26 protein-coding genes are annotated in these 24,863 nt (G+C 70.3%); 15 read left to right on the top strand and 11 right to left on the bottom strand.

Annotated features, from left to right (window positions below):
• Positions 1-26 precede the first annotated feature (26 nt).
• Positions 27-2,108, top strand: coding sequence for a pectinesterase family protein (locus ACFY9S_RS15235; protein ID WP_391127781.1), 2,082 nt, complete (start codon positions 27-29; stop codon positions 2,106-2,108).
• A 66-nt stretch (positions 2,109-2,174) separates the two neighbouring features.
• Here ACFY9S_RS15235 and ACFY9S_RS15230 read toward each other — a convergent pair whose 3' ends face one another.
• The 3 genes from ACFY9S_RS15230 to ACFY9S_RS15220 all read right to left on the bottom strand — a co-directional run bounded on the left by ACFY9S_RS15230 (position 2,175) and on the right by ACFY9S_RS15220 (position 6,516).
• Positions 2,175-3,209 (bottom strand): cellulase family glycosylhydrolase, encoded by a 1,035-nt coding sequence (locus ACFY9S_RS15230; RefSeq protein ID WP_391127778.1) that lies wholly within the window; start codon positions 3,207-3,209, stop codon positions 2,175-2,177.
• 195 nt (positions 3,210-3,404) lie between these two features.
• The gene (locus ACFY9S_RS15225; RefSeq protein WP_391127775.1) at positions 3,405-4,640 is read right to left on the bottom strand and encodes an LmeA family phospholipid-binding protein; all 1,236 of its coding nucleotides are present in this window, start codon (positions 4,638-4,640) and stop codon (positions 3,405-3,407) included.
• Positions 4,641-4,698: 58 nt separating this feature from the next.
• Positions 4,699-6,516 carry a bifunctional UDP-sugar hydrolase/5'-nucleotidase gene (locus ACFY9S_RS15220; RefSeq protein ID WP_102912734.1) on the bottom strand — a complete coding sequence of 606 codons (1,818 nt, stop codon included), beginning with the start codon at positions 6,514-6,516 and terminating at the stop codon, positions 4,699-4,701.
• A 145-nt stretch (positions 6,517-6,661) separates the two neighbouring features.
• Between ACFY9S_RS15220 and mshD the strand changes: the two genes are divergently transcribed.
• The gene (gene mshD / locus ACFY9S_RS15215) at positions 6,662-7,588 is read left to right on the top strand and encodes a mycothiol synthase (RefSeq protein WP_391127772.1); all 927 of its coding nucleotides are present in this window, start codon (positions 6,662-6,664) and stop codon (positions 7,586-7,588) included.
• Positions 7,585-8,112, top strand: a complete 528-nt coding sequence (locus ACFY9S_RS15210; protein WP_391127769.1) for a GNAT family N-acetyltransferase — start codon at positions 7,585-7,587, stop codon at positions 8,110-8,112. The genes mshD and ACFY9S_RS15210 overlap by 4 nt, the downstream gene beginning before the upstream one ends.
• A 3-nt stretch (positions 8,113-8,115) precedes the next feature.
• On the opposite strand, the gene ACFY9S_RS15205 is transcribed toward ACFY9S_RS15210, so the two are convergent.
• Positions 8,116-8,391 carry a hypothetical protein gene (locus tag ACFY9S_RS15205; protein ID WP_391127767.1) on the bottom strand — a complete coding sequence of 92 codons (276 nt, stop codon included), beginning with the start codon at positions 8,389-8,391 and terminating at the stop codon, positions 8,116-8,118.
• The gene (locus ACFY9S_RS15200) at positions 8,388-8,603 is read right to left on the bottom strand and encodes a hypothetical protein (protein ID WP_391127764.1); all 216 of its coding nucleotides are present in this window, start codon (positions 8,601-8,603) and stop codon (positions 8,388-8,390) included. Before ACFY9S_RS15200 ends, ACFY9S_RS15205 begins: the two co-directional genes overlap by 4 nt.
• A 137-nt stretch (positions 8,604-8,740) precedes the next feature.
• Here ACFY9S_RS15200 and ACFY9S_RS15195 point away from each other — a divergent pair, with 137 nt between their 5' ends.
• Together ACFY9S_RS15195 and ACFY9S_RS15190 are read left to right on the top strand one after the other, a co-directional pair.
• Complete coding sequence (locus ACFY9S_RS15195) at positions 8,741-9,565, top strand: Scr1 family TA system antitoxin-like transcriptional regulator (RefSeq protein ID WP_391127761.1); 825 nt, start codon at positions 8,741-8,743, stop codon at positions 9,563-9,565.
• A complete protein-coding gene (locus ACFY9S_RS15190) occupies positions 9,562-9,759 on the top strand; it encodes a DUF397 domain-containing protein (RefSeq protein ID WP_391127758.1) in 198 nt (65 codons plus the stop codon). Before ACFY9S_RS15195 ends, ACFY9S_RS15190 begins: the two co-directional genes overlap by 4 nt.
• Before the next feature lie 30 nt (positions 9,760-9,789).
• On the opposite strand, the gene ACFY9S_RS15185 is transcribed toward ACFY9S_RS15190, so the two are convergent.
• Both ACFY9S_RS15185 and ACFY9S_RS15180 read right to left on the bottom strand, forming a co-directional pair.
• The gene (locus tag ACFY9S_RS15185) at positions 9,790-10,719 is read right to left on the bottom strand and encodes a LysR family transcriptional regulator (RefSeq protein WP_391127755.1); all 930 of its coding nucleotides are present in this window, start codon (positions 10,717-10,719) and stop codon (positions 9,790-9,792) included.
• Between the two features lie 58 nt (positions 10,720-10,777).
• Positions 10,778-10,969 carry a hypothetical protein gene (locus tag ACFY9S_RS15180; protein ID WP_391127752.1) on the bottom strand — a complete coding sequence of 64 codons (192 nt, stop codon included), beginning with the start codon at positions 10,967-10,969 and terminating at the stop codon, positions 10,778-10,780.
• Between the two features lie 112 nt (positions 10,970-11,081).
• On the opposite strand from ACFY9S_RS15180, the gene ACFY9S_RS15175 reads away from it, so the two are divergent.
• The 7 genes from ACFY9S_RS15175 (at position 11,082) to pstB (ending at position 19,440) form a co-directional block, all read left to right on the top strand.
• Complete coding sequence (locus ACFY9S_RS15175) at positions 11,082-13,448, top strand: RNA degradosome polyphosphate kinase (RefSeq protein ID WP_391127750.1); 2,367 nt, start codon at positions 11,082-11,084, stop codon at positions 13,446-13,448.
• Positions 13,429-14,628: a CHAD domain-containing protein gene (locus ACFY9S_RS15170; RefSeq protein WP_391127747.1), complete on the top strand. Its 1,200-nt coding sequence runs from the start codon at positions 13,429-13,431 to the stop codon at positions 14,626-14,628. Before ACFY9S_RS15175 ends, ACFY9S_RS15170 begins: the two co-directional genes overlap by 20 nt.
• Before the next feature lie 31 nt (positions 14,629-14,659).
• A complete protein-coding gene (locus ACFY9S_RS15165; protein WP_391127744.1) occupies positions 14,660-15,094 on the top strand; it encodes an NUDIX domain-containing protein in 435 nt (144 codons plus the stop codon).
• A gap of 244 nt (positions 15,095-15,338) precedes the next feature.
• Positions 15,339-16,460, top strand: a complete 1,122-nt coding sequence (pstS, locus tag ACFY9S_RS15160; protein ID WP_391127741.1) for a phosphate ABC transporter substrate-binding protein PstS — start codon at positions 15,339-15,341, stop codon at positions 16,458-16,460.
• A 101-nt stretch (positions 16,461-16,561) separates the two neighbouring features.
• Positions 16,562-17,563: a phosphate ABC transporter permease subunit PstC gene (gene pstC, locus ACFY9S_RS15155; RefSeq protein ID WP_391127738.1), complete on the top strand. Its 1,002-nt coding sequence runs from the start codon at positions 16,562-16,564 to the stop codon at positions 17,561-17,563.
• Positions 17,560-18,618 carry a phosphate ABC transporter permease PstA gene (gene pstA / locus ACFY9S_RS15150; RefSeq protein WP_391127735.1) on the top strand — a complete coding sequence of 353 codons (1,059 nt, stop codon included), beginning with the start codon at positions 17,560-17,562 and terminating at the stop codon, positions 18,616-18,618. Before pstC ends, pstA begins: the two co-directional genes overlap by 4 nt.
• Positions 18,619-18,663: 45 nt before the next feature.
• Positions 18,664-19,440, top strand: a complete 777-nt coding sequence (gene pstB, locus ACFY9S_RS15145) for a phosphate ABC transporter ATP-binding protein PstB (RefSeq protein ID WP_391127732.1) — start codon at positions 18,664-18,666, stop codon at positions 19,438-19,440.
• 118 nt (positions 19,441-19,558) lie between these two features.
• Here pstB and ACFY9S_RS15140 read toward each other — a convergent pair whose 3' ends face one another.
• Complete coding sequence (locus ACFY9S_RS15140; RefSeq protein WP_391127729.1) at positions 19,559-20,557, bottom strand: inorganic phosphate transporter; 999 nt, start codon at positions 20,555-20,557, stop codon at positions 19,559-19,561.
• A gap of 7 nt (positions 20,558-20,564) precedes the next feature.
• Complete coding sequence (locus tag ACFY9S_RS15135; RefSeq protein ID WP_102912476.1) at positions 20,565-21,185, bottom strand: DUF47 domain-containing protein; 621 nt, start codon at positions 21,183-21,185, stop codon at positions 20,565-20,567.
• A gap of 203 nt (positions 21,186-21,388) precedes the next feature.
• Here ACFY9S_RS15135 and ACFY9S_RS15130 point away from each other — a divergent pair, with 203 nt between their 5' ends.
• Positions 21,389-21,766 carry a metal-sensing transcriptional repressor gene (locus ACFY9S_RS15130; protein WP_391127725.1) on the top strand — a complete coding sequence of 126 codons (378 nt, stop codon included), beginning with the start codon at positions 21,389-21,391 and terminating at the stop codon, positions 21,764-21,766.
• A 30-nt stretch (positions 21,767-21,796) separates the two neighbouring features.
• On the opposite strand, the gene ACFY9S_RS15125 is transcribed toward ACFY9S_RS15130, so the two are convergent.
• Together ACFY9S_RS15125 and ACFY9S_RS15120 are read right to left on the bottom strand one after the other, a co-directional pair.
• Entirely contained in the window at positions 21,797-21,964 is a 168-nt protein-coding gene (locus tag ACFY9S_RS15125) for a hypothetical protein (protein WP_162494362.1), read from the bottom strand.
• Between the two features lie 91 nt (positions 21,965-22,055).
• Entirely contained in the window at positions 22,056-22,907 is an 852-nt protein-coding gene (locus ACFY9S_RS15120) for a hypothetical protein (protein ID WP_391127722.1), read from the bottom strand.
• Between the two features lie 137 nt (positions 22,908-23,044).
• On the opposite strand from ACFY9S_RS15120, the gene ACFY9S_RS15115 reads away from it, so the two are divergent.
• Both ACFY9S_RS15115 and ACFY9S_RS15110 read left to right on the top strand, forming a co-directional pair.
• The gene (locus tag ACFY9S_RS15115) at positions 23,045-23,215 is read left to right on the top strand and encodes a hypothetical protein (protein ID WP_391127719.1); all 171 of its coding nucleotides are present in this window, start codon (positions 23,045-23,047) and stop codon (positions 23,213-23,215) included.
• A 94-nt stretch (positions 23,216-23,309) separates the two neighbouring features.
• A complete protein-coding gene (locus ACFY9S_RS15110) occupies positions 23,310-24,863 on the top strand; it encodes an FAD-binding protein (RefSeq protein WP_391127716.1) in 1,554 nt (517 codons plus the stop codon).

The raw sequence follows: 24,863 nt of genomic DNA, 5'->3' as shown, positions 1-24,863 counted from the left end.
TTCCCCCACACGGAACGGATCGCCGCATGAGTGAGCCGCGCAGCAAGGCCCAGCATCGTCGTCGCAGAAGCCGCACCGCCCTGGCGGTCGGGGTCCCCCTGGCCCTGACCGCCGCCGGCACCTTGGCCTACGGCACCGACCTCGGTCCGTTCGGCAGCGGTGTCCGGCAGGCCTCCGCCGCCGCCCCCGCCTGGGCCGCCGACACCGCCGACGGGTTCGCCTCCGTCAACTCCCTGGGCCAGAACGGGACGTACGGCGGGCGGGGCGGGAAGACCGTCACCGTCAAGACGCTCGCCGACCTGGAGAAGTACGCGACCGCGGCCGAGCCCTACGTCATCGTCGTCGCCGGAACCATCACGATGAATCCGGTCGGCAAGGAGATCAAGGTCAAGTCCGACAAGACCATCGTGGGGCAGGGCACCGCCGGGCACATCGTCGGCGGCGGGTTCTTCCTCGGCCAGGGCGTACACAACGTGATCATCCGGAACCTGACCATCCGGGACGCGTACCAGGGCATCTGGAACGACAAGGACCACGACTTCGACGCGATCCAGATGGACGGCGCCCACCACGTGTGGATCGACCACAACGACCTGCGGCACATGGCCGACGGTCTCATCGACGTCCGCAAGGACAGCACGAACGTCACCGTCTCCTGGAACAGGCTGAGCGACAACAACAAGACCTTCGGCATCGGCTGGACCGAGAACGTCAAGACCGACATCACGATCCACCACAACTGGATCCGCGAGACCGAGCAGCGCAACCCCTCCACCGACAACGCCGCCCACGCGCACCTCTACAACAACTTCCTGGAGGACGCCCCGGGCACCGCCATCAAGTCGTCGTACGGGAACTACTCGCGCGGGCGCACGAAGATGGTCCTGGAGAACTCCCTCTTCAAGGGCGTCAACAACCCCGTCATCAAGGACAGCGGCGCCGCCGTCGTCCAGCGAGGCAACTCCTTCTCCGGCACCAGCGGGCGCAACGAGAGCGGCGGGACCGCCTTCGATCCGAAGACGTACTACCCCTACAGCCTCGACAAGGCCGCCGACCTCCCCGCGATCCTCAAGGCCGGTGCCGGGCCCCGCGCCTCCATCGGGACGGCCGCCTCCGCCAAGGGCGCGACGGCCTCCACCAAGGCCGCCGCCGCCACCACCCTCACCGTCGCCAAGGACGGCAGCGGCCAGTACCGCACCGTGCAGGCCGCCGTGAACGCCGTACCGGCGAACAACCCCTCGCGTGTCGTGATCGCCGTGAAGCCGGGGACGTACCGGGAACTGGTGAAGGTGCCCTCCAACAAGCCGCACGTCACCATCCGGGGCACCGGCGGGAGCCGCAAGGACACGACGATCGTCTACAACAACGCGTCGGGCACGCCGAAGCCCGGCGGCGGGACCTACGGCACCAGCGGCAGCGCGACCGTCGCCGTCGAGGCCGACGACTTCCAGGCGCGCAACCTGACCATCTCCAACGACTTCGACGAGAAGGCCAACCAGTCCCTCAACGGGCATCAGGCCGTCGCCCTGCGGACCGCCGCCGACAAGGTGTTCCTGGACGGGATCATCGTGAGCGGGGACCAGGACACCCTGCTGCTCGACACCGCGTCGAAGGACCGGCTGGGCCGGGTCTACGTCAGCAACTCCTACGTGATCGGCAACGTCGACTTCATCTTCGGCCGGGCCACGGCCGTCGTCGACAAGTCCGTCATCACGCTGAAGAAGCGCTGGAACGGCACCTCGGCCGGGTACATCACCGCACCGAGCACCGCGGCGAACCGCAAGGGCATCCTGATCGCCAACTCCACGGTGAACGGCGATGTGTCGGCCGGGACCTTCTACCTCGGCCGGCCCTGGCACGCGGGCGGGGACGCGTCCCTCGATCCGCAGACCACCGTCCGCAACACCAACCTGAGCAACGCGATCAAGTCGGCCCCGTGGACCGACATGAGCGGCTTCTCCTGGAAGGACGACCGGTTCGCGGAGTACGGCAACTACGGCGCCGGGGCGGGCCCGGCGAGCACGAACCGGCCCCATCTGAGCGCCGCGCAGGCCGCCGGCCAGGAGGTCGGCGACTGGCTCGCGGGCTGGACGCCTTCGGCGTCCTGAACGGCTCCCTTCCGGGTCCGGCTGACGAGCGGCGCCGGACCCGGAAGGGCCACCACGTTCGGGTGCCTACTGCTTCCAGGCGTGGTGCAGCCGGTCCAGGCCGCTCTGGTTGTTCACCGTCAGGCTGAGGTTCGTGCCCGTGCCGTGGAGCGTGGTGAGGGAGTAGGTGTCACCGTTGCGCAGGCCGGGCCAGTAGACCGAGCCGAGGCCCAGCTCCCGGATCGTGTCGGTCGCGGCCTGGATGTAGGCGATCTCGTTGGAGCTGCCCGCCGGGCCGTTGTAGTCCAGGCCGGTGGTCATCGAGGCACCGAACTCGTCGAGGATCGTGCGGGAGGCGCAGTCGCCGATGCGTGCCTTGAAGTCGGCCTTCCACTGGTCGACGCTGGTCCAGTCGGTGTGCCAGAAGCCGTAGTTGTGCAGGGCCAGGCGTGTGCCCTTCAGGCGCGGGTCGGCGCACACCGGCTTGACGTCCTCGCTGTACTTGTACCCGCCGATCAGGATCCGGTCGCGGGGTATGAAGCGGTGCCTGCTCACCCACTTCGCCGCGACGTCGGTCCACTCCTGTGCGGTGTAGCCGAACGGCTCGTTCATCGGCTCGAAGTACACCTTGGAGTTGCCGGCGTAGGCGGAGGTGATCCGCGCCCACATCCGGTCCCAGGACGCCTGGTTGTCGATCCTGCCGTCCTTGGCGTTGTCGGCCTCCCAGTAGCCCAGGATGACCTTGAAGCCCTTGGCGGTGGCGGCGTCGATCGCGCCCCGGTACGACTTCCAGAACGGGCCGTTGACCGAGGACGGGTTGACGGGGAGACGGACCGTGTTGGCGCCGAGCTTGGAGAACCCGCCGATGATCGCCTTGGACTTGGCGTAGGAGGTGGCGTAGCCGTCGGAGGTGGACAGGCCCGAGGGCACGACCGCGTCGTCGGCGTAGTTGTCGCGCGGGTCCGCCCAGTTGACGCCCTTGAAGTCGCTGACGGGCGGCGGGGTGGCGGGACGGTGGGCGGGAGACGCGGCCGCGGGGGAGGCGAGCGCTCCACCGAATGCCGTGACGCAGGCCAGCAGCGCCCCCACGCAAGCTGTTCCGCGATGGTTCCTTTGAGGCACGACATCCCCTTCTGAGCATGTGCGAAGGTGAGCAGCCCATCAGGAGACCACTCACGGGAGCACGAAACTAGAAGGGAAGTCGAACAGAGGTCAACACATCAGCACACAAGTTTCACCCACGGCTCCGAGGCCAAGCCGGTTCCAGATGATTTCTCCCCGTCCGAGGGTGACGGCGACAGGTCCTGCGCGCGTCCTCTAGTCGCCCACCGTCAGCCCCGAGCCCGACAGCCGCACCCGGATGCCGTCCTCCTCCACCCGTACGTCCTCCAGCTTCACGTCGCCCTGCTCCGGCTTCGGCAGCTCGAACGCCAGGGCGAGCCGGTCGGCCAGGACCGGGCGGGTCAGGCCCGACAACTCGCCGAGGAGGTCGGGGTCGAGGCCCAGGCGCTTGAGCACCTCGGGGTTGTTCAGGGCGAGGTCGATGAGGTTCAGGCGTTCGGCCTGGCGGGCGAAGCGCGGGGAACCGGTCAGCTCGGCGAGCTTGCCGTCGTCGGCCAGGGCCTGGTCCACGGTCGCCTCGGGCACGCCCATACGCTGCACGATGGCCGGGACCGACAGCAGCGCCTTGGCCTTCTGCGTCTCCCGGGCAAGGTCGGCGGACGCCTTGCGCGTCAGGTGCAGTCCCTCCGAGGCACGCTTGCCGGGGCGGTAGGTGGCCAGGTCCCCGATGTCCAGGCGCATGCCGCCGATCTCCGTGGCGATGCCCCGCTCCCCCTGCCGCTGGATCCGGGCCTCGGCCCGCAGCTTGAGGTTGTGCCCGGCGACCGGCAGGGTGCCGCGGGCCCGCACCCGGTCCCGGCCCTCGCCGGTGAACGTCACCTGGGAGGCGCCGAGTTCGCGGTTGAGGTCCTCGAAGGACAGCACGACGTCCCCGTCGAACCGGGGGACGTCGGCGCCACGCACGGACGTCAGGCCGTCGGAGTTGAGCCGTACATCGTGGGCCGTTGCCGACACCTTGGCCAGCGAGACCCGGTCGGCTGCGACGTCCGGGACGGTCACCTTCACCGACTCCAGCCGCTTGTCGGCGAGTTGGGTGAGGAAGGGGAAGCCGCCGATCTCCACCTCGGGCGCGGCGGCCAGGTCCAGGCGGTCCTTGAGCGTGTCCGCGGCCCGGTGCTCGGCGTACAGCACGGCCCAGCGGTCGCCGAGAGCGGCGAACGAGGCGAGGACGACCAGGCCGACGACCGCCTTCACGGCGAGCGGCAGTCCGGCGAAACGATTCTTTCGCCGTCGGCCGCCGCGGCGGTGGCCGGGCGGCGACCAGTCCGGCTCCGGCACGTGCCGCTGCTCGGCGTCCTCGCCGAGGAAGTCCTCCAGAGGGGTCGCCTCCAGAGGCCCGTCGTCGAGTGCGCCGAGTTCCTCATAGGGGTCGCGAGGCTGCTCGGAGCGGTCGTCGGGATGATGCGTGTCCATGCGGTGGGGGGTGCGCATCGTCTCATCCGACCATGCGCACCGCCCCGTCCCGCAACCTGAACCCCGGGTATGCGACTTACTTCACGATCGTGATGCGGTCCGCCTTCGGCGGGGCGATCGGTTCGGCGGCCGAGGAGTTGGCCGTCAGGTACTGCTCCAGCGCGGTCAGGTCGTCGGCGCCGACGACGTCGTTCGTGCCCTGGCCGAGGGTCGGGAAGCCGTCGCCGCCACCCGCGAGGAAGCTGTTCGTCGCGACGCGGTAGGTGGCCGCCGGGTCGATGGCCGAACCGTTCAGCCTGATGCTGTCCGTGACCACCCGGTCGGCGCCGGACTTGGTGAGGTCCAGGGTGTAGGTCAGGCCGGACGAGACCTGAAGGACCTTCGGGGCCGCCGCGTTCGGGCCGGACACCTGCTCCTTGAGCACCTGGATCAGCTGCGCTCCCGTGAAGTCCTGGAGGTTCACGGTGTTCGCGAACGGCTGGACCGTGAAGCCCTCGGCGTAGGTGACGACACCGTCGCCCTCACCGGCCTTGGCCGCGTAGGTCAGGGGCGCCCGGATACCGCCCGGGTTCATCAGCGCCAGGTCCGTCTCGGCGTCGAGCTGCTTGCCGTGGGCGAGCTGGGCGTCGGCGATGAGGTCGCCGAGCGGGGTCTCGGTGCCGGTGTTGCCGATGTCGCCGGAGATGTAGCCGATCGGCTTGTTGCCGATGGGCGCGGCCAGCGTGTTCCACTTGCTGATCAGCTCGGTCATGTCGGGCGCCTTGGGGACGTCCCGGGTGACCACGCGGTTCGCGGACTTCACCGCCGTACGGGCGATGTCGCCGGTCCTGCGGTCGTACGTCAGCGTGGTGTCGGTGTAGAGGCGGCCGAAGGACGCGGCCGAGGTGACCATGCGGGGCTTGCCCGCCGGGTCGGCGATGCTGCACACGTACGCGTTGTGGGTGTGGCCGGTGACCAGCGCGTCCACCTGCGGCGTGACGTTCTTGGCGATGTCGACGATCGGGCCGGAGACGCCGTCGCCCGCGCCCGGGGAGTCACAGTCGTAGTTGTACGACGTGGACGCCGGGAAGCCGCCCTCGTGGATGAGGGCGACGATCGACTTCACGCCCTTGCGCTGGAGCTCCTTGGCGTACTTGTTGATCGTCTCGACCTCGTCCTTGAAGGACAGGCCCTTGACGCCCTCGGCGGAGACGATGTCCGGGGTGCCCTCCAGGGTCACTCCGATGAAACCGACCTTGACGCCGTTCTTCTTCCACACCCAGTAGGGCTTGAGGATCGGCTTCTTCGTCTTCTCGTCGAGGACGTTGGCCGCGAGGTAGGGGAAGTCGGCGCCCTTGAACCTCTTGTCCGTGTAGCAGCCGTCCTTCGGGTGGCAGCCGCCCTTCTGCAGCCGGGACAGCTCCTTGGCGCCCTCGTCGAACTCGTGGTTGCCGACCGAGGTGACGTCGAGGTCGAGCTTGTTCAGCGCCTCGATGGTCGGCTCGTCGTGGAAGAGCCCGGAGATCAGCGGTGAGGCGCCGACCATGTCGCCGCCTGCGGCCGTGACGGAGTACTTCTCGCCCTTGCGGGCCTGCCGCAGGTGCGTGGCGAGGTACTCGACACCACCGGCGTCGATGGTCTTCGTCGTGCCGTCGTGCTGGTGCTCGGTGACCCGGCCGGACGAGCCCGCCGGCGGCTCCAGATTGCCGTGCAGGTCGTTGAAGGACAGCAGCTGCACGTCCTGGTAGCGGCCGGGCCAGTGCCCGCCCTTACGGTGGTCCTCGCCGGCGGTCGCCGACCCGGGCAGCCCCGCGGCGGCCAGCGCGCCGGCGGTGACGACACCGGCGGCGAGAGCGGCGAAACGATTCGTACGACGTCTCCGACGCTCTGGATGCGCCGGTGAACTGGCTGGCATACGCCCCCCTGTGGGTCTGCTGGGACAGTGATGTCGTCCGGCGCAGCCTAGAGTCAACGCGCGTAGCGCGACAGGCCTTTCGTGGTTACGACCTGGTTGCTTCTTTGCCGCCGATTTGCCGGTGGCGCCCCGTACCCTCGTACGCATGACCAGCGACGACACCGTACGGCCCGGAAGCCCCCGCTCGATCGAGACCCTTGCCGCGCTCTCCGCCGAGAAGACCGAGGCCGTGCTCGGACTGCTCGACGAGGCGGCCCGGACCGACGGTCAGCAGGCGGTGTCCGAACAGGGCCGGTTGCAGTTGCGTGGCGGGGAGCGGGAGGGCGTGTCCCATCTGCTGCTCACCACCGGCGGGGAACTTGTCGGTTATGCCCAGCTGGAGGACACGGACCCGGTGGAGCCGCCGGCCGCCGAGCTGGTCGTGCACCCCGGGCATCGCGGACACGGGCACGGACGCGCGCTCGGCTCGGCGCTGCTGGCCGCGTCGGGAAAGCGGCTGCGGGTGTGGGCGCACGGCGGGCACTCCGCCGCCCGGCACCTCGCCCAGGTCCTCGGCCTGACCCTGTTCCGTGAACTGCGCCAGATGCGGCGGCCGTTGACCGACTTCGACGCGCCCGACCCGGTGCTCCCCGAGGGCGTCACGGTCCGCTCCTTCGTCCCCGGCCAGGACGACGCGGCCTGGCTCGCGGTCAACGCCGCCGCCTTCGCCCACCACCCCGAGCAGGGCTCCCTCACCCAGCGCGACCTCGACGACCGCAAGGCCGAGCCGTGGTTCGACCCCGCGGGGTTCTTCCTCGCCTTCCGCGGAGACGAACTCGTGGGCTTCCACTGGACCAAGGTGCACGCCGAGGAGGGCCTGGGCGAGGTGTACGTCCTCGGCGTGGGTCCGGGCGCGCAGGGCGGCGGCCTCGGCAAGTCCCTCACCACGATCGGGCTGCGGCATCTGGCGGGGCAGGGGCTGCCGACGGCGATGCTGTACGTCGACGCCGACAACAAGGCGGCCGTGTCGGTGTACGAGCGGCTGGGGTTCACCACGCACGACGTGGACCTGATGTACCGGACGGAGACGTGAGCTCTCCCGCGATACCGGGCCTGAGCGTCCGCCCGGCCGCCGCGTCCGACCTCGCCGCCCTGGTCCGGCTCCGCGACGACGCCGCCCGCTGGATGCCGGCCCGTGGCGTCACCGGGCAGTGGCGGCCGGGTGAGCTGGACGAGGACCACTTCCGCCGGGTCATGGCCCACGGCGAGGTCTGGCTGGCGGAGGCCGACGGGCGTATCGCCGGTGCCTGGGAGCTGTGGTGGGAGGAGGAGGACGCCTGGGGCCCGCAGCCGCCCGTGGCCGGGTACGTGCACCGGCTGATGGTCGACCGGACCGCCACCGCGCCCGGGACGGGCCGGCTGCTGCTGGACGCCGCCGAGCGCCGAGTGGCCGAGGCGGGACGCACCCGGGTGCGCCTGGACTGCCTCGCGGGCAACGCACAGCTCAACGCGTACTACGTCGGCGCCGGTTACCGGGTCGTGGGGCGCAAGGAGGGCAAGCCGCAGCCCGGCGGAGCGCCCAAGTCCTTCACGCTGTTGGAGAAGCGGCTCGGGTAGGCGTCAGGCCCGCCGGTGGGCGATGCGCTCGCCCCGGCTCGCCGCGACGCGCAGCACCTCCCCCAGCGACTCCACCGCCCTGACCAGTGCGAAACGCAGCGCGTGCTCACCGGCCCCGGCATCGCCGAGTACGGCCCCGGCGGCGGCGAGCACCTGCTCAGCGGAGGCCAGTTGAACGGCCTCGATGTCATCGGCGAGCCGGGAGAGGCGGCTGTCGGGGTCGTCGGTGCTGAGGTAGCAGGGCCGTCCGGCGGTCCCGGTCCAGGGGAGCAGCCTCATACGAACACTTCCTCGGCGCGCAGGTACGGCCGGACGAGCGGGCCGTCCATGACCAGGGGTTCCGCCGGCCGAGGGCTGGGGACCGGCGGGGAGTGGGGAATGACCGACGGCCGCCGGGCAGACACCGCTCGATGACGCCCTCGCGCGGGCAGCAGGCTCCGCAGGAGAGCGAGCAGCAGGAGCTCGCAGAGTACGGCGATGTGCAGGCGCACGGGGGTGTCCCTTCTCAGGGCAGGGGATGGGTATGACGTGCGGTGATTACCGTTCGCGCCTCGATAGTCACTGATCGTGCGTACGCTGCGGAAGAGGTCCGGTGTTGTCTGGCGCTCAGGCAACGGGGAGGGATGACGTGGGCGGGAAGGTTGACGCGGAGCCGGTCTCCGGGCGGGCGATGCTCGGGCAGACGCTGAAGGTCCTGCGGGAGAAGGCCGGGAAGTCACTGGGGCAGTTGGCCGACGAGACCGGCTACGAGAAGAGCTATCTGAGCCGACTCGAGTCCGGCCAGCGGCTCTCCAAGGTGACGGTCATGGAGGACCTGGACGGGTACTACGGCACGGGTGACCTGCTTTTGAGCCACTGGAAGGCGGCTCGGCTGGATGCGTTCAAGGACCAGTACAAGGAGTTCATGGCGCTGGAGGCGACAGCGCGGATCATGTGGAAGTTCTCGCTGGGGATTCCCGGCCTGCTGCAGACCGAGGACTTCGCTCGCGGGGTGTTGTCCGGCGCTCAGACAACGGCTGACGGTGGCGAGGCTGTCGAGGAGCAAGTAGCTGCTCGGCTCGGACGGCAGTCTGTGCTGAGCCAGAAGCCGGAACCCGAGGTCCGGATCATCATGGACGAGTTCGCGCTCCGACGTCCCGCTGCCCGGGGCAAGACGTGGCACGACCAGCTGCTTCACCTTGAGGCCGCCGCACTGTGGCCCAACTTGGCGCTCCAGGTACTGCCGTTCTCGGCAGGTGCGCATCACCATATGAACGGATCGCTGACGCTGCTCTGGCAGAGGAATGGCAGCGCCGTTGCCTACGCGGAAGGCAACAGCAGCGGTCGGCTGATCGGGGATACGGACGAGGTTCTTCGAGAGCGATCGTCCTACGATCGGCTTCGCGACCTGGTGTTGTCCCCGTCGGACTCGCTCGCGTTCATCAAGGGCGTACTGGAGGAGCACAGATCATGACGAGCACCCGCGACCTCACCACCGCTGTATGGCGCAAGTCGTCCTACAGCGACGGCGGAGACAACAACTGCGTCGAGGTCGCCGACAACTGTCCCGGCATCATCCCGGTCCGCGACAGCAAGCAGCCGCAGGGCCCGATACTCGTGTTCGGCATGACCCCTTGGGCGTCGTTCCTCACGTACGTCACCACCTGACTGTCGCGCCGCTCAGGACTCGGGCCCTGGTCACTGCGCCCAGGACGGCCTCCAGAGCTCGCCCTGAGGCGGTCGGGGCCGGGTCGCCACCAGGTAGTCGCGCAGGGCGGTCAGGCCCGGATGCGGGTTGTCCGTGCGCCAGAGCAGTGAGTGCGGGTAGACCGGGACCGGGTCCACGAGCGGGACGAGCCGCAGGTCGTGGTCGACCGGCCAGACGTGCGGGGTGCGTTCGCTGAGGAAGGTCGCCACGGTCGGGGACCCGGCGATCGTGTCGAGGAGCGCCTCCAGGCCGAAGTTGGGCCCGATGGTGTCGATGGCCGGGCCGAAGTCCGCGGCGAGTTCCTCGTAGTAGGCGTGCCACTCCGTCCCGGGCACGTTGCCCGGCATCCAGATCCGGTGCCCGGCGAGCTGCGCGGTCGTCACCCGGTCGGCCCGGGCGAACGGATGGCCGGGGCCGACGCACAGCCGCAGCGGCTCGTCGAGGACCGGGGTGGCCGTGATGCCGTCGGGGAGCCGCTGCCCGGGCATGGTGACGGCCCGGAAGGTGGCGTCGACGGCCCCGTCCCGCAGGGCTGTCACGGCCGTCTCGAAGTCGAACAGCGTGACGACGTCCAGCGCGGTCTCCGGGTGCGCCCGGTGGAAGTGCTGCACCAGCCCGCCGGGTGCGGCCCGCCGCCCCACGACGTCCACCCGCAGCGCCCGGTCACCGGGCCGCACGGCGGCCGTCGCCCGCTCCTCGGCCCGGAGCAGGACCCGGGCGTGCGGCAGCAGAGCCTGCCCGTCGATGGTGAGCTCCGCACCGCGCGGTGTACGGGCCAGCAGCCGCACCCCGAGGTCCTTCTCCAGCGCGGCGATCCTCTTGGAGACGGCCTGCTGGGTGAGGGCCAGATCCACGGCGGCCTTCTGGAACTGCCCGGAGTCGGCGATCGCGACGAAGGCCCGTACGGCTTTGAGGTCCACGAGGGGCAGCGTAACCGCACAACTGGTGGCTGTCGGAGAGGCCGGTGAACCGGAGCCTTCAGGCCGGATGCGCCCCTTGCCACAACCACTCGACGTACTGGAACCGGACCCGCCGCCGCAACGGCTCCACCGCACCCGGCACGCCCACCAGCACCGCCCCGGCCGGCACCACCGCCCACCGATCACGCGCCGCCGCCCACCGCTCGTCCCGCACCGGCACGAGCAGCGCCCACCGCTCCGGCCAGAACAACCCGACGCGGGCCCCTCGCGAGCCCCCGCAGGCCCTCGCGGGCCGCCCCCCGCTATCCCGCACGTCATGTCGCCGTAACCATTGATTCAGACGAGCTTGCGAAGCTCGGCCAATGAATCCCGCCGTGCCAGAGCCTTCCCCACCCCGTGAGGGGCCCGAGGGAAACGGGAGCACTCGTGTGACACCCCCGCTCCCGCCCGCGCTGTCCGACGCGCCCGTGATGCTCGCGGCGCGGAAGAATGGGTCCATGAGCCAGCCGAACACCCAGGCACAGGTCCAGCACGCGCAGCCCTCCGTGGGCTCCATCGCAGCCCACCGCCCTCACACGGTGGCGGCAGCGGTCTCCGATCTGGAACCGGACATCGACGCCGACCTCGACGCCTACGAGGAGTCGCCGTACGACGGGCCCCAGCTGCCGCAGGGCCGTTTCCTCGACCGGGAGCGCAGTTGGCTCGCGTTCAACGAGCGTGTACTCGAGCTCGCCGAGGACCCGAACACGCCCCTGCTGGAGCGGGCCAACTTCCTCGCGATCTTCGCCAGCAACCTGGACGAGTTCTTCATGGTCCGGGTCGCCGGTCTGAAGCGCCGTATCGCCACCGGCGTGGCCACCCGCTCCGCCTCCGGTCTCCAGCCCCGCGAGGTGCTGGAGATGATCTGGGCCCGCTCCCGCGAGCTCATGGCCCGGCACGCCGCCTGCTACCACGAGGACGTCGCCCCCGCACTCGCGGAGGAGGGCGTCCACCTGGTCCGCTGGAACGAGCTGCAGGAGAAGGAGCAGGCCCGCCTGTTCACCCTGTTCCGGCACCAGATCTTCCCCGTGCTGACCCCGCTGGCGGTCGACCCGGCGCACCCCTTCCCGTACATCTCCGGCCTGTCGCTGAACCTGGCCGTCGTCGTACGCAACCCGGTCACGGGCCACAAGCACTTCGCCCGGGTGAAGGTGCCGCCGCTGCTGTCCCGGTTCCTGGAGAGCTCCCCGGGCCGCTACGTCCCCATCGAGGACGTCATCGCCGCCCACCTGGAGGAGCTGTTCCCGGGCATGGAGGTGCTGGAGCACCACGCCTTCCGCCTCACCCGCAACGAGGACCTGGAGGTCGAGGAGGACGACGCCGAGAACCTCCTCCAGGCGCTGGAGAAGGAGCTCATGCGGCGCCGCTTCGGCCCGCCGGTGCGCCTGGAGGTCGAGGAGTCGATCGACCGCGAGGTCCTGGACCTGCTGGTGCGCGAGCTGAAGATCAGCGAGGCCGAGGTGTACCCGCTGCCGGGCCCGCTGGACCTCACGGGCCTGTTCCGCATCGCCTCCCTCGACCGGCCGGAGCTGAAGTACCGCAAGTTCGTCGCCGGCACCCACCGGGACCTGGCCGAGGTCGAGTCGGCGTCCGCGCCGGACATCTTCGCCGCCCTGCGCGAGCGGGACGTCCTGCTGCACCACCCGTACGACTCGTTCTCCACCTCCGTCCAGGCCTTCCTGGAGCAGGCGGCCGGCGACCCGGACGTCCTCGCGATCAAGCAGACCCTGTACCGGACCTCGGGCGACTCCCCCATAGTCGACGCCCTCATCGAGGCCGCCGAGACCGGCAAGCAGGTGCTGGTCCTGGTCGAGATCAAGGCCCGCTTCGACGAGCACGCCAACATCAAGTGGGCCCGCAAGCTGGAGGAGGCCGGCTGCCACGTGGTCTACGGCCTGGTCGGCCTGAAGACCCACTGCAAGCTGTCGCTGGTGGTCCGCCAGGAGGGCGAGATGCTCCGCCGCTACAGCCACGTCGGCACCGGCAACTACCACCCGAAGACGGCCCGCCTCTACGAGGACCTCGGACTGCTCACGGCCGACCCGCAGGTCGGCGCGGACCTCTCCGACCTCTTCAACCGCCTGTCCGGCTACTCGCGCCGGGAGACCTACCGCCGGCTGCTCGTCGCCCCCAAGTCGCTGCGCGACGGCCTGATCTCGCGGATCACCAAGGAAGTCCAGCACCACCGCGCGGGGCGCCCCGCGTACGTCCGCATCAAGGTCAACTCCATGGTCGACGAGGCCCTCATCGACGCCTGCTACCGCGCGGCCCAGGCGGGCGTGCCGGTGGACGTCTGGGTACGCGGCATCTGCGCGCTGCGCCCGGGCGTGGCGGGCCTGTCGGAGAACATCCGGGTCCGCTCGATCCTCGGCCGCTTCCTGGAGCACTCCCGGGTGTTCGCCTTCGGCAACGGCGGCGAACCCGAGGTGTGGTTCGGCAGCGCCGACATGATGCACCGCAACCTCGACCGCCGGATAGAGGCCCTGGTCAGGGTCACCGACCCGGCCCACCGGGCGGCCCTGAACCGGCTGCTGGAGACCGGCATGTCCGACGCCACCGCCTCCTGGCACCTCGGCCCGGACGGCGACTGGACCCGGCATGCGACCGACGCGGACGGACAGCCCCTGCGCAACGTCCAGGAGATGCTCATAGACGCCCGGAGGCGCCGGCGTGGCACAGCAACACCTTGACCCGACGGATCCCCGGTCCCGGCACGCCGGGCCCGTCCCCACCGGTGACGCCCTCGCGGGCTATCTGCGGGCGCAGGCCACGGAGTTCCTCCGGGCGCTGCGCCTGCACCGGGAGACGGGGTCGGGGGCGAACGGCTCGGAGGGGTCCGCCGAGGCGGCCCGCGCCCTGCGCCGCTCGGCCCGCCGCATCAGCGCCGGCCTGCACACGTTCCAGTCCCTCCTCGACTCGGACTGGTGCGAGGCGATGCGCCCCGAACTGGCCTGGGTGTCGGGCACGCTGGCGATGGAGCACGCGTACACGGCGCGTCTGGAACGCCTGCTGAGCGCCTTGCACCGTTTGTCGGGCTCGACGGCGCTGCCGGGGCGGACGGCCGGCACGGCCGCCGCCGGTCGCGCGGACACCCCGGCGGGCACACGCGCCGACCCGGCCGCGCTCGCCCATGCCGACCCGGCCGCGGGCAGTCGTACCGCCGGGGCGGCACCCTTCCCGCAGAGGGCGGCCGCCCGCGACGCCGGGCCGCGCAACCCCCCGGCCGCGGCACCGGAACGCGGCAACCTGACCGTGGGAGCGGCCAAGGCGGGCGCCCTGCTCGACCGGCAGCTGACGCTGGCCCGCACCCGGGCCCACTCCACGGCCCTGCAGGCACTGGGCAGCAGCCGCTTCCACGCCGTCGCGGACAAGGTCGCGGTGCTGGCCAGCGAGGTCCCGCTCGCCAAGACCGCCGACACCACCGACCTGCGCCCCCTCGCCACCGCCGCCCAGGACCGGCTCGCCGACGCGGTGACCGCCCTCCCCCTCGTCGTCGCGGGGCACCCGTACAACGCCGCGGCCCTCATCCACGGCCTGTCCCCGGACACCGTCCCGCACCCGCAGGACGCCCCGTGGCACCAGGTCCGCCTGCTGCTGCGCCTGCACCGCTACGCCCGCGAGGCCGTCAGCGGCCCCAAGGGCAACGCCGTGGTCGACCTGCGGCTGCTCGCCGCCGGCCAGGCCCTGAACCGGCACCGCGACGCCTCGGAGGCGTCGTCGGCGGCGGCCCAGGCGGCCCGCACCCCGCGCATCGCCCCGGCCACGGCCTACGCCCTCGGCGTGCTCCACGCCGACCAGCGGCACGAGGTGGAGGCGGCGCGTTTCGCGTTCCAGCAGGCCTGGCAGAAGGAGACCGTCGGCGCGTCATGACCGGACCCGGCACCAGGAGGCGGTGAGACCGGTGAGCACCCCCAAGGACACCACCGTTCAGGCGGCGGGCTGCGTCCTGTGGCGCCGCTCCCCCGCCACCGGCGAGCCGGAACTCTGCCTCGTTCACCGGCCGAAATACGACGACTGGTCGTGGCCGAAGGGGAAACTGAAGCGCGGCGAGGAGGCACTCGCGGGCGCGCTGCGCGAGGTGGCGGAGGAGACGGGCTGCCGGGCCGTGCCCGGCCCCGAGCTGTCCACCCACCGCTATACGGCGGGCGGCCGCCCCAAGACGGTCCGCTACTGGGCGGCCGAGGCCGTGACCTGCGCGTTCTCCCCGACGGACGAGGTGGACCGGCTTCTGTGGCTGGCCCCGGCCGCCGCCCGGGACCGCCTCACCCAGCCCCACGACCGGCCCCTGGTGGACGAGCTGCTCACCGTTCTGCACCTGCCCCGGACGGCCGGCTGACCGGACGGTCCCGTTCCGCCCGAAAGCGGAATGCCGACGTGCTCTCCCCGTGAGCATTCCGTGACCTAACCAGGCCTTAGGCAGGGGTTCACCCCTCGTTCACGTGCGGCCATTGGCGGCTTCACCTGTCCTGCCTAATTTCAGCCTTACCGACGCGAGCCGCGCCTGCCGAGTGCGACCGCGTCCGCATCACTCAGACTTCGCACGCCGCCGATCAGGACGGCGGCTCCTGGAAGGAACTCAAGTGAAGCTTCAGCGCATGAACCGGCGGGCCCTCGCTCTCGGTGCTCTCGCCGTCTCCGGCGCCCTGGCCCTCACGGCGTGCGGCTCCGACGAAACCGGCAACCCGGGCGAAGGCTCGTCCAACGCCGCCGCGCAGAGCAACATCAAGTGTGACGACGCCTCCGGCCAGGTCCTCGCCGACGGCTCCTCCGCGCAGAAGAACGCGGTCGACGCCTGGGTGAAGCAGTTCTCGGCGGCCTGCCAGGTGGAGATCAACTACAAGGCCGGCGGTTCCGGTGCCGGTGTCACCGCGTTCACGCAGGGCCAGGTCCCCTGGGCCGGTTCGGACTCGGCGCTGAAGCCCGACGAGGTCGCGGCCACCAAGAAGATCTGCTCCGGCGGCCAGGGCATCGACCTGCCGATGGTCGGCGGCCCGATCGCCGTCGGCTACAACGTCCCCGGCGTCGACAAGCTCGTCCTGGACTCGGCGACGATCGCCAAGATCTTCGACAGCAAGATCACCAACTGGAACGACCCGGCGATCGCGAAGCTGAACCCCGACGCGAAGCTGCCCAACCTCAAGATCCAGGCGTTCCACCGCTCGGACGAGTCCGGCACCACGGACAACTTCACCAAGTACCTGATCGCCACCGCCAAGAAGGACTTCCCCTACGAGGGCGGCAAGGCCTGGCAGGCCAAGGGCGGCCAGTCCGCTCCGCAGTCCTCCGGTGTCGCCGCGCAGGTCAAGCAGACCGCCGGCGCGATCGGCTACTTCGAGCTGTCGTACGCCAAGGACGGCATCAAGACCGTCGCCATCGACACCGGCGCGGCCGAGCCGGTCGAGGCGACCGTCGACAACGCCACCAAGGCGATCGCCGAGGCCAAGGTCGTCGGCACCGGCAAGGACCTCGCGCTGGAGCTGAACTACGCGACCAAGGCCGACGGCGCCTACCCGATGGTCCTGGTGACGTACGAGATCGTCTGCGACAAGGGCAACAAGTCCGAGACCCTGCCCGCGGTCAAGGCGTTCCTGCGCTACGCGGCCTCGGAGGACGGCCAGAAGATCCTCGCCGAGAACGACTACGCGCCCATGCCCGACGAGATCATCACCAAGGTTCGCACGACCGTCGAGAGCCTGAGCTGACCTGAGTGCGGTCCGGTCCCCAGCGGGACCGGACCGCACCGTCCGGTGCACCGCCGCCAAGAGCCGCACAGCACGTGCGGTTCCGCAGACCGGAGAACCCGATGGACACAACACAGATAGCTGACGCACCTCCCCCCACGCAGCCGCCCACCGCCGAGCGGAAGCGCGCGGCCCGTGGCGCCACCCGGCCCGGAGACCGGATCTTCCTCGGTCTGTCCCGTGGCTCGGGCATTCTGCTGCTGGTGATCATGGCCGCGATCGCGGGCTTCCTCACCTACCGCGCCGTCCTCGCCATCAGCAAGGACGACGGCAACTTCCTGACGACCTTCGAGTGGAACACCGGTGTCAACCCGCCGGTCTTCGGCATCGCGGTCCTGGCCTACGGCACGATCGTCTCCTCGATCATCGCCATGCTCATCGCGGTCCCGGTCTCGGTCGCCATCGCGCTGTTCCTCACGCACTACGCCCCGCGCCGGCTGCGCGGCCCCATCGCCTATGTGATCGACCTGCTGGCCGCCGTGCCGTCCATCGTCTACGGCCTGTGGGGCGCACTGGTCCTCGTCCCGCACATGAACGGCCTCTTCGGCTGGCTGAACGACTACCTCGGCTGGACCGGCGTCTTCTCCTGGCAGGGCGGCGCCGCGCGCTCCATGATCACCGTGGGCATCCTGCTCGCGATCATGATCCTGCCGATCATCACCAACGTGAGCCGCGAGGTCTTCCGCCAGGTCCCGCAGATGCACGAGGAGGCCGCCCTGGCGCTCGGCGCCACCCGCTGGGAGGTGGTCCGCATGGCGGTCATCCCCTTCGGCCGCTCCGGCGTCATCTCGGCCTCGATGCTCGGCCTCGGCCGCGCCCTCGGCGAGACGATGGCCGTCGCCACCGTGCTCTCCCCCGACTTCCTGATCCACACCAGCCTGCTCGACCCGGGCGGCGGCACCTTCGCCCAGAACATCGCCAGCAAGTTCAGCGAGGCCACCGAGTTCGGCCGTGACGCGCTGATCGCCTCCGGTCTGGTCCTGTTCGTCATCACCCTGCTGGTCAACGGCGCGGCCCGCGCGATCATCGCCCGCCGCAAGGAGTACTCGGGGGCCAACGCATGAGCACCACACCCTCCGCCACCGCCAAGCGCCCCAGCACACTGCGCGGCGGCCACCTGCCCAAGTGGGCTCCGTGGGCCATCGCCGCCGGATCCGTCGCCCTCGGACTCGGCATCAGCGCCGCCGCCGGCCTGCACAGCAGCGTCCAGTGGGCGCTGATCGCCGCGATCCTGCACGTCCTCGGTACGTACGTCATCGCGGCCCGGGTCGAGAACCGCCGCCAGGCCAAGGACCGTGTGGTCACCTCGCTGGTGTGGGTAGCGTTCCTGCTCGCCGTGGTGCCGCTGGCCTCGCTGGTGTGGTCGACCGTCAAGCGCGGCGTGAAGGTCTTCGACCTCTACTTCCTGACCCACTCCATGGGCGTGGTCGCCGACTCGGAGACGGGCGGCGGCATCTACCACGCCATCCTCGGCACGCTGGAGCAGGTCGGCCTCGCCACGCTGATCGCCGCGCCGGTCGGTGTGCTCACCGCGATCTATCTGGTGGAGTACGGGCGCGGCAACCTCGCCCGAGCCGTCACCTTCTTCGTCGACGTCATGACCGGCATCCCGTCGATCGTCGCCGGCCTGTTCATCCTCAGCCTCATGCTGATGTTCGATCTGGAGCCCTTCGGCTTCGCCGGGTCACTCGCCCTCGCGATCCTGATGATGCCGGTCGTCGTCCGCTCCACGGAGGAGATGCTCAAGCTCGTCCCGAACGAGCTGCGCGAAGCCTCTCTGGCGCTCGGCGTGCCCAAGTGGCGCACCATCCTGAAGGTGGTCCTGCCGACCTCGCTCGGCGGCATCACCACCGGCATCATGCTGTCCATCGCCCGCATCGCCGGTGAGACCGCGCCCGTGCTGCTGCTGGTGTTCGGCAGCAAGTTCATCAACGCCAACCCCTTCGAGGGTGCCCAGGCGTCGCTCCCGCTGTACATCTACCAGCAGTACGGATCGGGCGAGGTCACGGCGTACGACCGCGCCTGGGCGGCGTCGCTCACCCTGATCGCCTTCGTGATGATCCTCAACCTGGTGGCCCGCGGTATCGCCCGCTGGAAGGCCCCGAAGACCGGTCGCTGACGGCGGCCACAGCGACTGATCTGACTGTCTGGAAGTGAAGCAATCATGGCCAAGCGAATCGACGTAAGCGGACTGACCGCCTACTACGGCTCCCACAAGGCGATCGAGGACATCTCGATGACCGTCGAGCCCCGCTCGGTGACGGCGTTCATCGGCCCGTCCGGCTGCGGCAAGTCGACGTTCCTGCGCACCCTGAACCGTATGCACGAGGTCACCTCGGGCGGCCGGGTCGAGGGCAAGGTGCTCCTCGACGACGAGGACCTCTACGGGTCGGGCATCGACCCGGTGTCGGTCCGCCGCGAGGTCGGCATGGTGTTCCAGCGTCCGAACCCCTTCCCCACGATGTCGATCTTCGACAACGTGGCGGCGGGACTGCGCCTGAACGGCAACTACAAGAAGAACGAACTGAGCGACATCGTCGAGAAGTCGCTCAAGGGCGCGAACCTCTGGAACGAGGTCAAGGACCGTCTGAACAAGCCCGGCTCGGGCCTCTCCGGCGGCCAGCAGCAGCGTCTGTGCATCGCGCGGGCGATCGCGGTCGAGCCGAACGTCCTGCTCATGGACGAGCCCTGCTCGGCACTCGACCCGATCTCCACCCTCGCGATCGAGGACCTGATCGGCGAGCTCAAGGAGCGCTTCACGATCGTCATCGTGACGCACAACATGCAGCAGGCGGCCCGCGTCTCCGACCGCACGGCCTTCTTCAACCTGTCGGCGGTCGGCCAGCCCGGCAAGCTCATCGAGATCGACGACACGGAGCGCATCTTCTCCAACCCGTCGATCCAGGCCACGGAGGACTACATCTCCGGCCGCTTCGGCTGAGCCGGACCCCGCCGAGACCCCTCGCGGTGCTGCATGGCGGTGCCACCGCGAGGCCGAAAAGGGCCCGCCCCTGCTCCCAGGGGCGGGCCTTTTCACGTGCGCGGCGGTACCGGGCCGGCTACAGGAACGCCAGACTCACGAGCCCGTAGGAAGCCGCGGCCACAGCCGCCGCAGCCGGCATCGTGATGAACCAGCCGAGAATGATGTTCTTGGCGACACCCCAGCGCACGGCATTCACCCGCTTCGTCGCCCCGACACCCATGATCGCGGACGTGATGACGTGGGTCGTGGAGATCGGCGCCTTGAACAGGAACGCCGAGGTGAACATGATCGTCGCCCCCGTCGCCTCCGCCGCGAAGCCCTGCGGCGGGTCCAGCTCGATGATCTTCCGCCCCAGGGTTCGCATGATCCGCCAGCCGCCGGCGTACGTCCCCAGCGACAGCATCACCGCACAAGCGATCTTGACCCACACCGGGATCGGATCGCCGTAGTCCTCGACATCGGCGATGACGAGCGCCATCACCACGATGCCCATGGTCTTCTGCGCGTCCTGCAGACCGTGTCCCAGCGCCATGCCGGCCGCCGAGACGGTCTGCGCTATGCGGAACCCGCGCTTGGCCTTGTGCGGGTTGGCCTTCCTGAATATCCACAGGATCGCGGTCATCACGAGGTAGCCGGCCAGCATGCCGACCACCGGGGACACGAACATCGGGATGACGACCTTCTCCAGCACCCCGTCCCAGTAGACCGTCGTCCCCCCGGCCAGCGCCGCCCCGACCATGCCGCCGAACAGCGCGTGCGAGGAGGAGGAGGGCAGCCCGAAGTACCAGGTGATCAGGTTCCAGACGATCGCGCCCACCAGCGCGGCGAAGAGGATGCCCATCCCCTTCGACCCGGTCGGTGTCTGGATCAGCCCCTCGCTGACGGTCTTGGCGACCCCGGAGCCCATGAAGGCACCGGCGAGGTTCATCACCGCGGCCATCGCCAGCGCGGCCTTCGGCGTCAGCGCCCGCGTCGAGACGGACGTGGCGATCGCGTTCGCCGAGTCGTGAAAACCGTTGGTGTACGTGAAGAAGAGCGCGACCGCGATGGTCACGACCAGAGCAAAGGTGTCCATGAAGGGCTCAGGACTCCTTGACGGCGATGGTCTCCACCGTGTTCGCCACGTGCTCGAACGCGTCCGCCGCTTCCTCCAGCACGTCCACGATCTGCTTGAGCTTCAGCACGTCCATGGCGTCGTACTTGCCGTTGAAGAGGTGCGCCAGCAGCTTGCGGTGGATCTGGTCGGCCTGGTTCTCCAGCCGGTTGACCTCGATCCAGTACTCGGTGAGGTTGTCCATCGTCCGCAGATGCGGCATCGCCTCGGCCGTGAGCTCGGCCGCGCGTGCCAGGACCTCGATCTGCTGGTCGACGCCCTTGGGCAGTTCCTCGACGTTGTAGAGGACGACCAGGTCGACGGCCTCCTCCATGAAGTCCATGATGTCGTCGAGCGACGAGGCGAGGGAGTAGATGTCCTCGCGGTCGAACGGCGTGATGAAGGAGGAGTTCAGCTGGTGGAAGATCGCGTGCGTGGCATCGTCACCTGCGTGTTCCGCTGCCCGCATACGCTCTGCGATCTCGGCCCGGGCGGGAGTGTCCGCCCCGAGCAGTTCCATCAGGAGCTTCGAGCCCGTGACGATGTTGTCCGCGGAGGCGGCGAACATGTCGTAGAAGCTCGTCTCCCTGGGGGTCAGACGAAAGCGCACGTGGGGTCCTCGGGGTGCTTCGGTTTCGGTCAGGCTGATGCTAGGCGCATCATCCGGCCACGGCTATCGGCCGCCCACCAGTGTCGCCCATCGGGCACAGTGATGAACACGGGGGCGGTTCCCAGGGCCGTATACCCGGCAAAGTTCGGTACCATATACCCACCAGGGGTATCAGTTCACCCACGGTCCACCAGGAGGAAGCGATGACGGATGTGACCGACACGACAGATGTCGCACATGTCACCCCCGGCACCGCCGAGACCGCCGGAGCCGAAGTGGCGGCCGATCACGACCACGGCGTGCACGGGTACCACAAGCAGAAGGACGAACACCTCAAGCGCCTGCGCCGCATCGAGGGCCAGATCCGCGGCCTGCAGCGCATGGTCGACGAGGACGTCTACTGCATCGACATACTCACGCAGGTCTCCGCCTCCACCAAGGCCCTGCAGTCCTTCGCCCTCCAGCTCCTGGAGGAGCACCTGCGGCACTGCGTCGCCGACGCGGCCCTCAAGGGCGGTGACGAGATCGACGCCAAGGTGAAGGAGGCGACCCAGGCGATCGCCCGCATGCTGCGGACGTGAACCGGGCCCGGGTCCGGCGGACGCCCCGCATCAGCGTCCGGAGGAGTCCCGCTCCTCGGCGACTTTCAGCACCTCGTCGATGCTTTCCAGGCTGAGCCGCTCCTGGGCGGCCGAGGCCGCGATGATCAGCTCCCCGCACAGCTCGATCTCGGCGAGGGCCACGTGGTCCTGAACTGCCGTACCGCCGACCGGAGCCACGTGCATCACCTCGTCTCTGCCGTCACCGGCTTCCTAGAGTAGGGAGCGGCCTACACACCGCGCATGGCACGGACGGGCTAGTTCACGCCGGTCACTCCTCGGCGATCTTGCCCGCGTAGATGTCGCCGGCTGCGGGCAGCCGTACGCGCGCCGGGGCCCCGAAATCGTAGAGCAGCGTGGTCGAGGCGACGGCCACGGGGCTCTTCTGCTGACCGTTCAGGAAGCTGAAGCGGTGCCTGACCTTGCGGATGCGTCCCTCGTCGTCGAGGTAGGCGTCGAACGGCACCGCGGCGGTGGCGAACCCGTCGGCCGCCGCCTTCAGGGAGTCCTTGTTCCCGTCCGAGGCGCGCCGGGCCGCGTCACCGAGGTCCGCCGTCCCCCGGTAGTGCCGCACTCCGGTGCCCGCGACCTCCGTCCTGCCCACATACGCCGCCGTCCGCGTCCCGAGCAGCACCTCGGCCGCCGTGAACGGATCGGTGGCCCCGCCGGTGACGAGGTTTCCGTCGGACAGGGTCCGCGTGTCCACCCGCACCCACTTGTCCGGGGGCACACCGGCACCCCGGTTCTTCATGAACAGCGCACCCGGCGCGAGCAGTTCGGTGATCGGCCGGCGCTTCGCGGCTCCCGCGGGATCCTGCGGAAGCAGCACCTTCAGCTGCCCCATCCGCTTCCGGTAGTCGTACACCCCGGCGCCCCGGATGGTCACCCGGGTCCCGCCGGCGGCCATCTCCATCGACGTACGGGCCTTGGAACTCCCCGCGTCCACCAGCCGGCCGGCGGCCTGCCGCAGCACCGCGACCGCGTCCCCGCCACGGGAGTCCCCGGCGACGGCGTCACCCCCGGAGCACCCCGCGGTCCCGAGCCCCGCCCCCGCCAGGACCCCGGCCGCGACGACCGCCGCACCCGCCCGCCTGTGCCGCCGTTCGCCCTGCCGCCCAGTCATCGCCTGCCTACCCCCAGCCGGTACGTCCGTCACGGGCCCCGTGTTGTTCCGGTTAACGACGGGTATGTGCACCCGTCACGCGAGCCCGTGCCGACCGGCCGTCGAACTCCTCACCCGGGGTGGGTAACGTTGCCGGCGTGGCGCACCAGGACGGGCCGGAGCCTCCCCCCAACCTCCCGGAACACCGCACGACGACCATGGAGAAGGGCCGTTTCTGCATGGCCCGCTGCATCTGCGGCTGGCGCGGCCCGGCACGAAGAGCCAGGAGCCAGGCCCGCACGGACGCGGAGCAGCACGCGGCGCCCTGAGAACCCGTGGCGGACGATGCCCCGGCCGCGGCCGGACCATGGAACCCTCACCCCCACCACCCCGTCTCCCAGGACGGAACCACCGGGAGGCCCCATGGAACGGCGCACGATCCTCACGGCCGGCACGGCGGCGATCGCCGCGGCCGCGACCCCCTTCACCACCGCCTGCACCCCGTCGGGCAACCGCTCCGGGGCCACCGCCTCCCACTCCTCGCGTACCACGACCACGTCGAGATCCACCGCCGCCGACTTCTCCGCCCTGGCCCGCGACCTGGACGGCCCCCTGGTCCGCCCGGGCGATGCCGACTGGCCGGCGGCCCGGCAGCTCTACAACACCCGCTTCGACAGCCTGAAGCCCGCCGCGGTCGCGTACGTGTCCCACCCGGACGACATCCGCACGACCCTGGCCTACGCCCGTGCCCACGCCCTGCGCGTGGCGATCCGCAACGGCGGCCACTCCTACGCCGGCTGGTCCTCCGGCGACGGCCGTCTGATCGTCGACGTCTCGAAACTCAGCCGCGTCCGGGCCTCCGGCACCACCGCCGTGGTCGGGGCCGGCGCCAAACTCATCGACGTCTACCGCGCCCTGGCCGCCAAGGGCGTCACGATCCCCGCCGGCTCCTGCCCGACCGTCGGTGTCTCGGGTCTCACCCTCGGCGGCGGCCACGGCGTGGTCTCCCGCGCCTACGGCCTGACCTGCGACAGCCTCACCCGGGCCACCCTGATCACCGCCGACGGCAAGCAGCTCACCGCCGACGCCCGGGAGAACAAGGACCTGTTCTGGGCCCTGCGCGGCGCCGGCAACGGCAACTTCGGCGTGGTCACGGAGCTGCACTTCAAGACCCACCCGGCACCGCAGGGCGTCTCGGCGTACCTGTCCTGGCCCTGGTCGAAGGCCGCCGCGGTGGTGAAGGCCTGGCAGGAGTGGGGCCCGTCACAGCCCGACGAGATCTGGTCGTCCCTGCACCTGGCGAGTGCCGCGGGAGGCACCCCGACCGTCTCGGTCGCGGCGTTCTCCCTCGGCACCCACGGCGAGCTGAGGAACGCCGTCGACCGGCTGGCCGACCGCGTCGGCGCCCCGGCCCGCAGCGTCTCCCTCAAGCGCCGTTCCTACGAGGAGTCGATGGAGGTGTACGCGGGCTGCTCCTCGTTCCCTACGGACGCGCAGTGCCATCTGCCCGGCCCGACCCCGGGGCGTTCCCCGGAGGGCGCGCTGGGCCGCGAGACGTACGCGGCGGCGTCGGACTTCTTCGACCGCTCCCTCTCCGCGGCCGGCATCCGCACGCTGCTGTCCCGGATCGGGTCGGTGCGCGGCGGCACGGGCAGCATCGCGCTGACCGCCCTCGGCGGAGCGGTCAACCGCGTCGCCCCCACGTCCACGGCGTTCGTCCACCGCCGCTCCCGCATGCTGGCCCAGTACATCGCCGCGTGGCGGGCCGGCACGAGCGGCGCGACGGCCCGCGACTGGCTGGCCGCCGCCCACACGTCGATGCGCCCGTACGCCTCGGGGGCGGCCTACCAGAACTACACGGACCCGGCCCTGACCGGCTGGCGCAAGGCCTACTACGGGGATGCGGCGACCCGCCTGGCGAAGCTGAAGAAGCAGTACGACCCCGACCGCTTCTTCACGTATCCGCAGGCGCTGTAA

This window comes from Streptomyces sp. NPDC012474 (assembly GCF_042955185.1).
GTDB lineage: Bacteria > Actinomycetota > Actinomycetes > Streptomycetales > Streptomycetaceae > Streptomyces > Streptomyces cahuitamycinicus.
The sequence above is the reverse complement of the archived record's forward strand: the minus strand, read 5'-3'. Positions and strand labels throughout refer to the sequence as shown.

Bases quoted from the DNA above. Each gene is read 5' to 3' on its own strand.
- ACFY9S_RS15235 (WP_391127781.1), top strand. From the start codon at position 27: ATGAGTGAGCCGCGCAGCAAGGCCCAGCATCGTCGTCGCAGAAGCCGC.
- ACFY9S_RS15225 (WP_391127775.1), bottom strand. From the start codon at position 4,640: ATGCGCACCCCCCACCGCATGGACACGCATCATCCCGACGACCGCTCC.
- ACFY9S_RS15220 (WP_102912734.1), bottom strand. From the start codon at position 6,516: ATGCCAGCCAGTTCACCGGCGCATCCAGAGCGTCGGAGACGTCGTACG.
- mshD (WP_391127772.1), top strand. From the start codon at position 6,662: ATGACCAGCGACGACACCGTACGGCCCGGAAGCCCCCGCTCGATCGAG.
- ACFY9S_RS15205 (WP_391127767.1), bottom strand. From the start codon at position 8,391: ATGAGGCTGCTCCCCTGGACCGGGACCGCCGGACGGCCCTGCTACCTC.
- ACFY9S_RS15190 (WP_391127758.1), top strand. From the start codon at position 9,562: ATGACGAGCACCCGCGACCTCACCACCGCTGTATGGCGCAAGTCGTCC.
- ACFY9S_RS15175 (WP_391127750.1), top strand. From the start codon at position 11,082: ATGAATCCCGCCGTGCCAGAGCCTTCCCCACCCCGTGAGGGGCCCGAG.
- pstC (WP_391127738.1), top strand. From the start codon at position 16,562: ATGGACACAACACAGATAGCTGACGCACCTCCCCCCACGCAGCCGCCC.
- pstA (WP_391127735.1), top strand. From the start codon at position 17,560: ATGAGCACCACACCCTCCGCCACCGCCAAGCGCCCCAGCACACTGCGC.
- pstB (WP_391127732.1), top strand. From the start codon at position 18,664: ATGGCCAAGCGAATCGACGTAAGCGGACTGACCGCCTACTACGGCTCC.
- ACFY9S_RS15140 (WP_391127729.1), bottom strand. From the start codon at position 20,557: ATGGACACCTTTGCTCTGGTCGTGACCATCGCGGTCGCGCTCTTCTTC.
- ACFY9S_RS15130 (WP_391127725.1), top strand. From the start codon at position 21,389: ATGACGGATGTGACCGACACGACAGATGTCGCACATGTCACCCCCGGC.
- ACFY9S_RS15120 (WP_391127722.1), bottom strand. From the start codon at position 22,907: ATGACTGGGCGGCAGGGCGAACGGCGGCACAGGCGGGCGGGTGCGGCG.
- ACFY9S_RS15110 (WP_391127716.1), top strand. From the start codon at position 23,310: ATGGAACGGCGCACGATCCTCACGGCCGGCACGGCGGCGATCGCCGCG.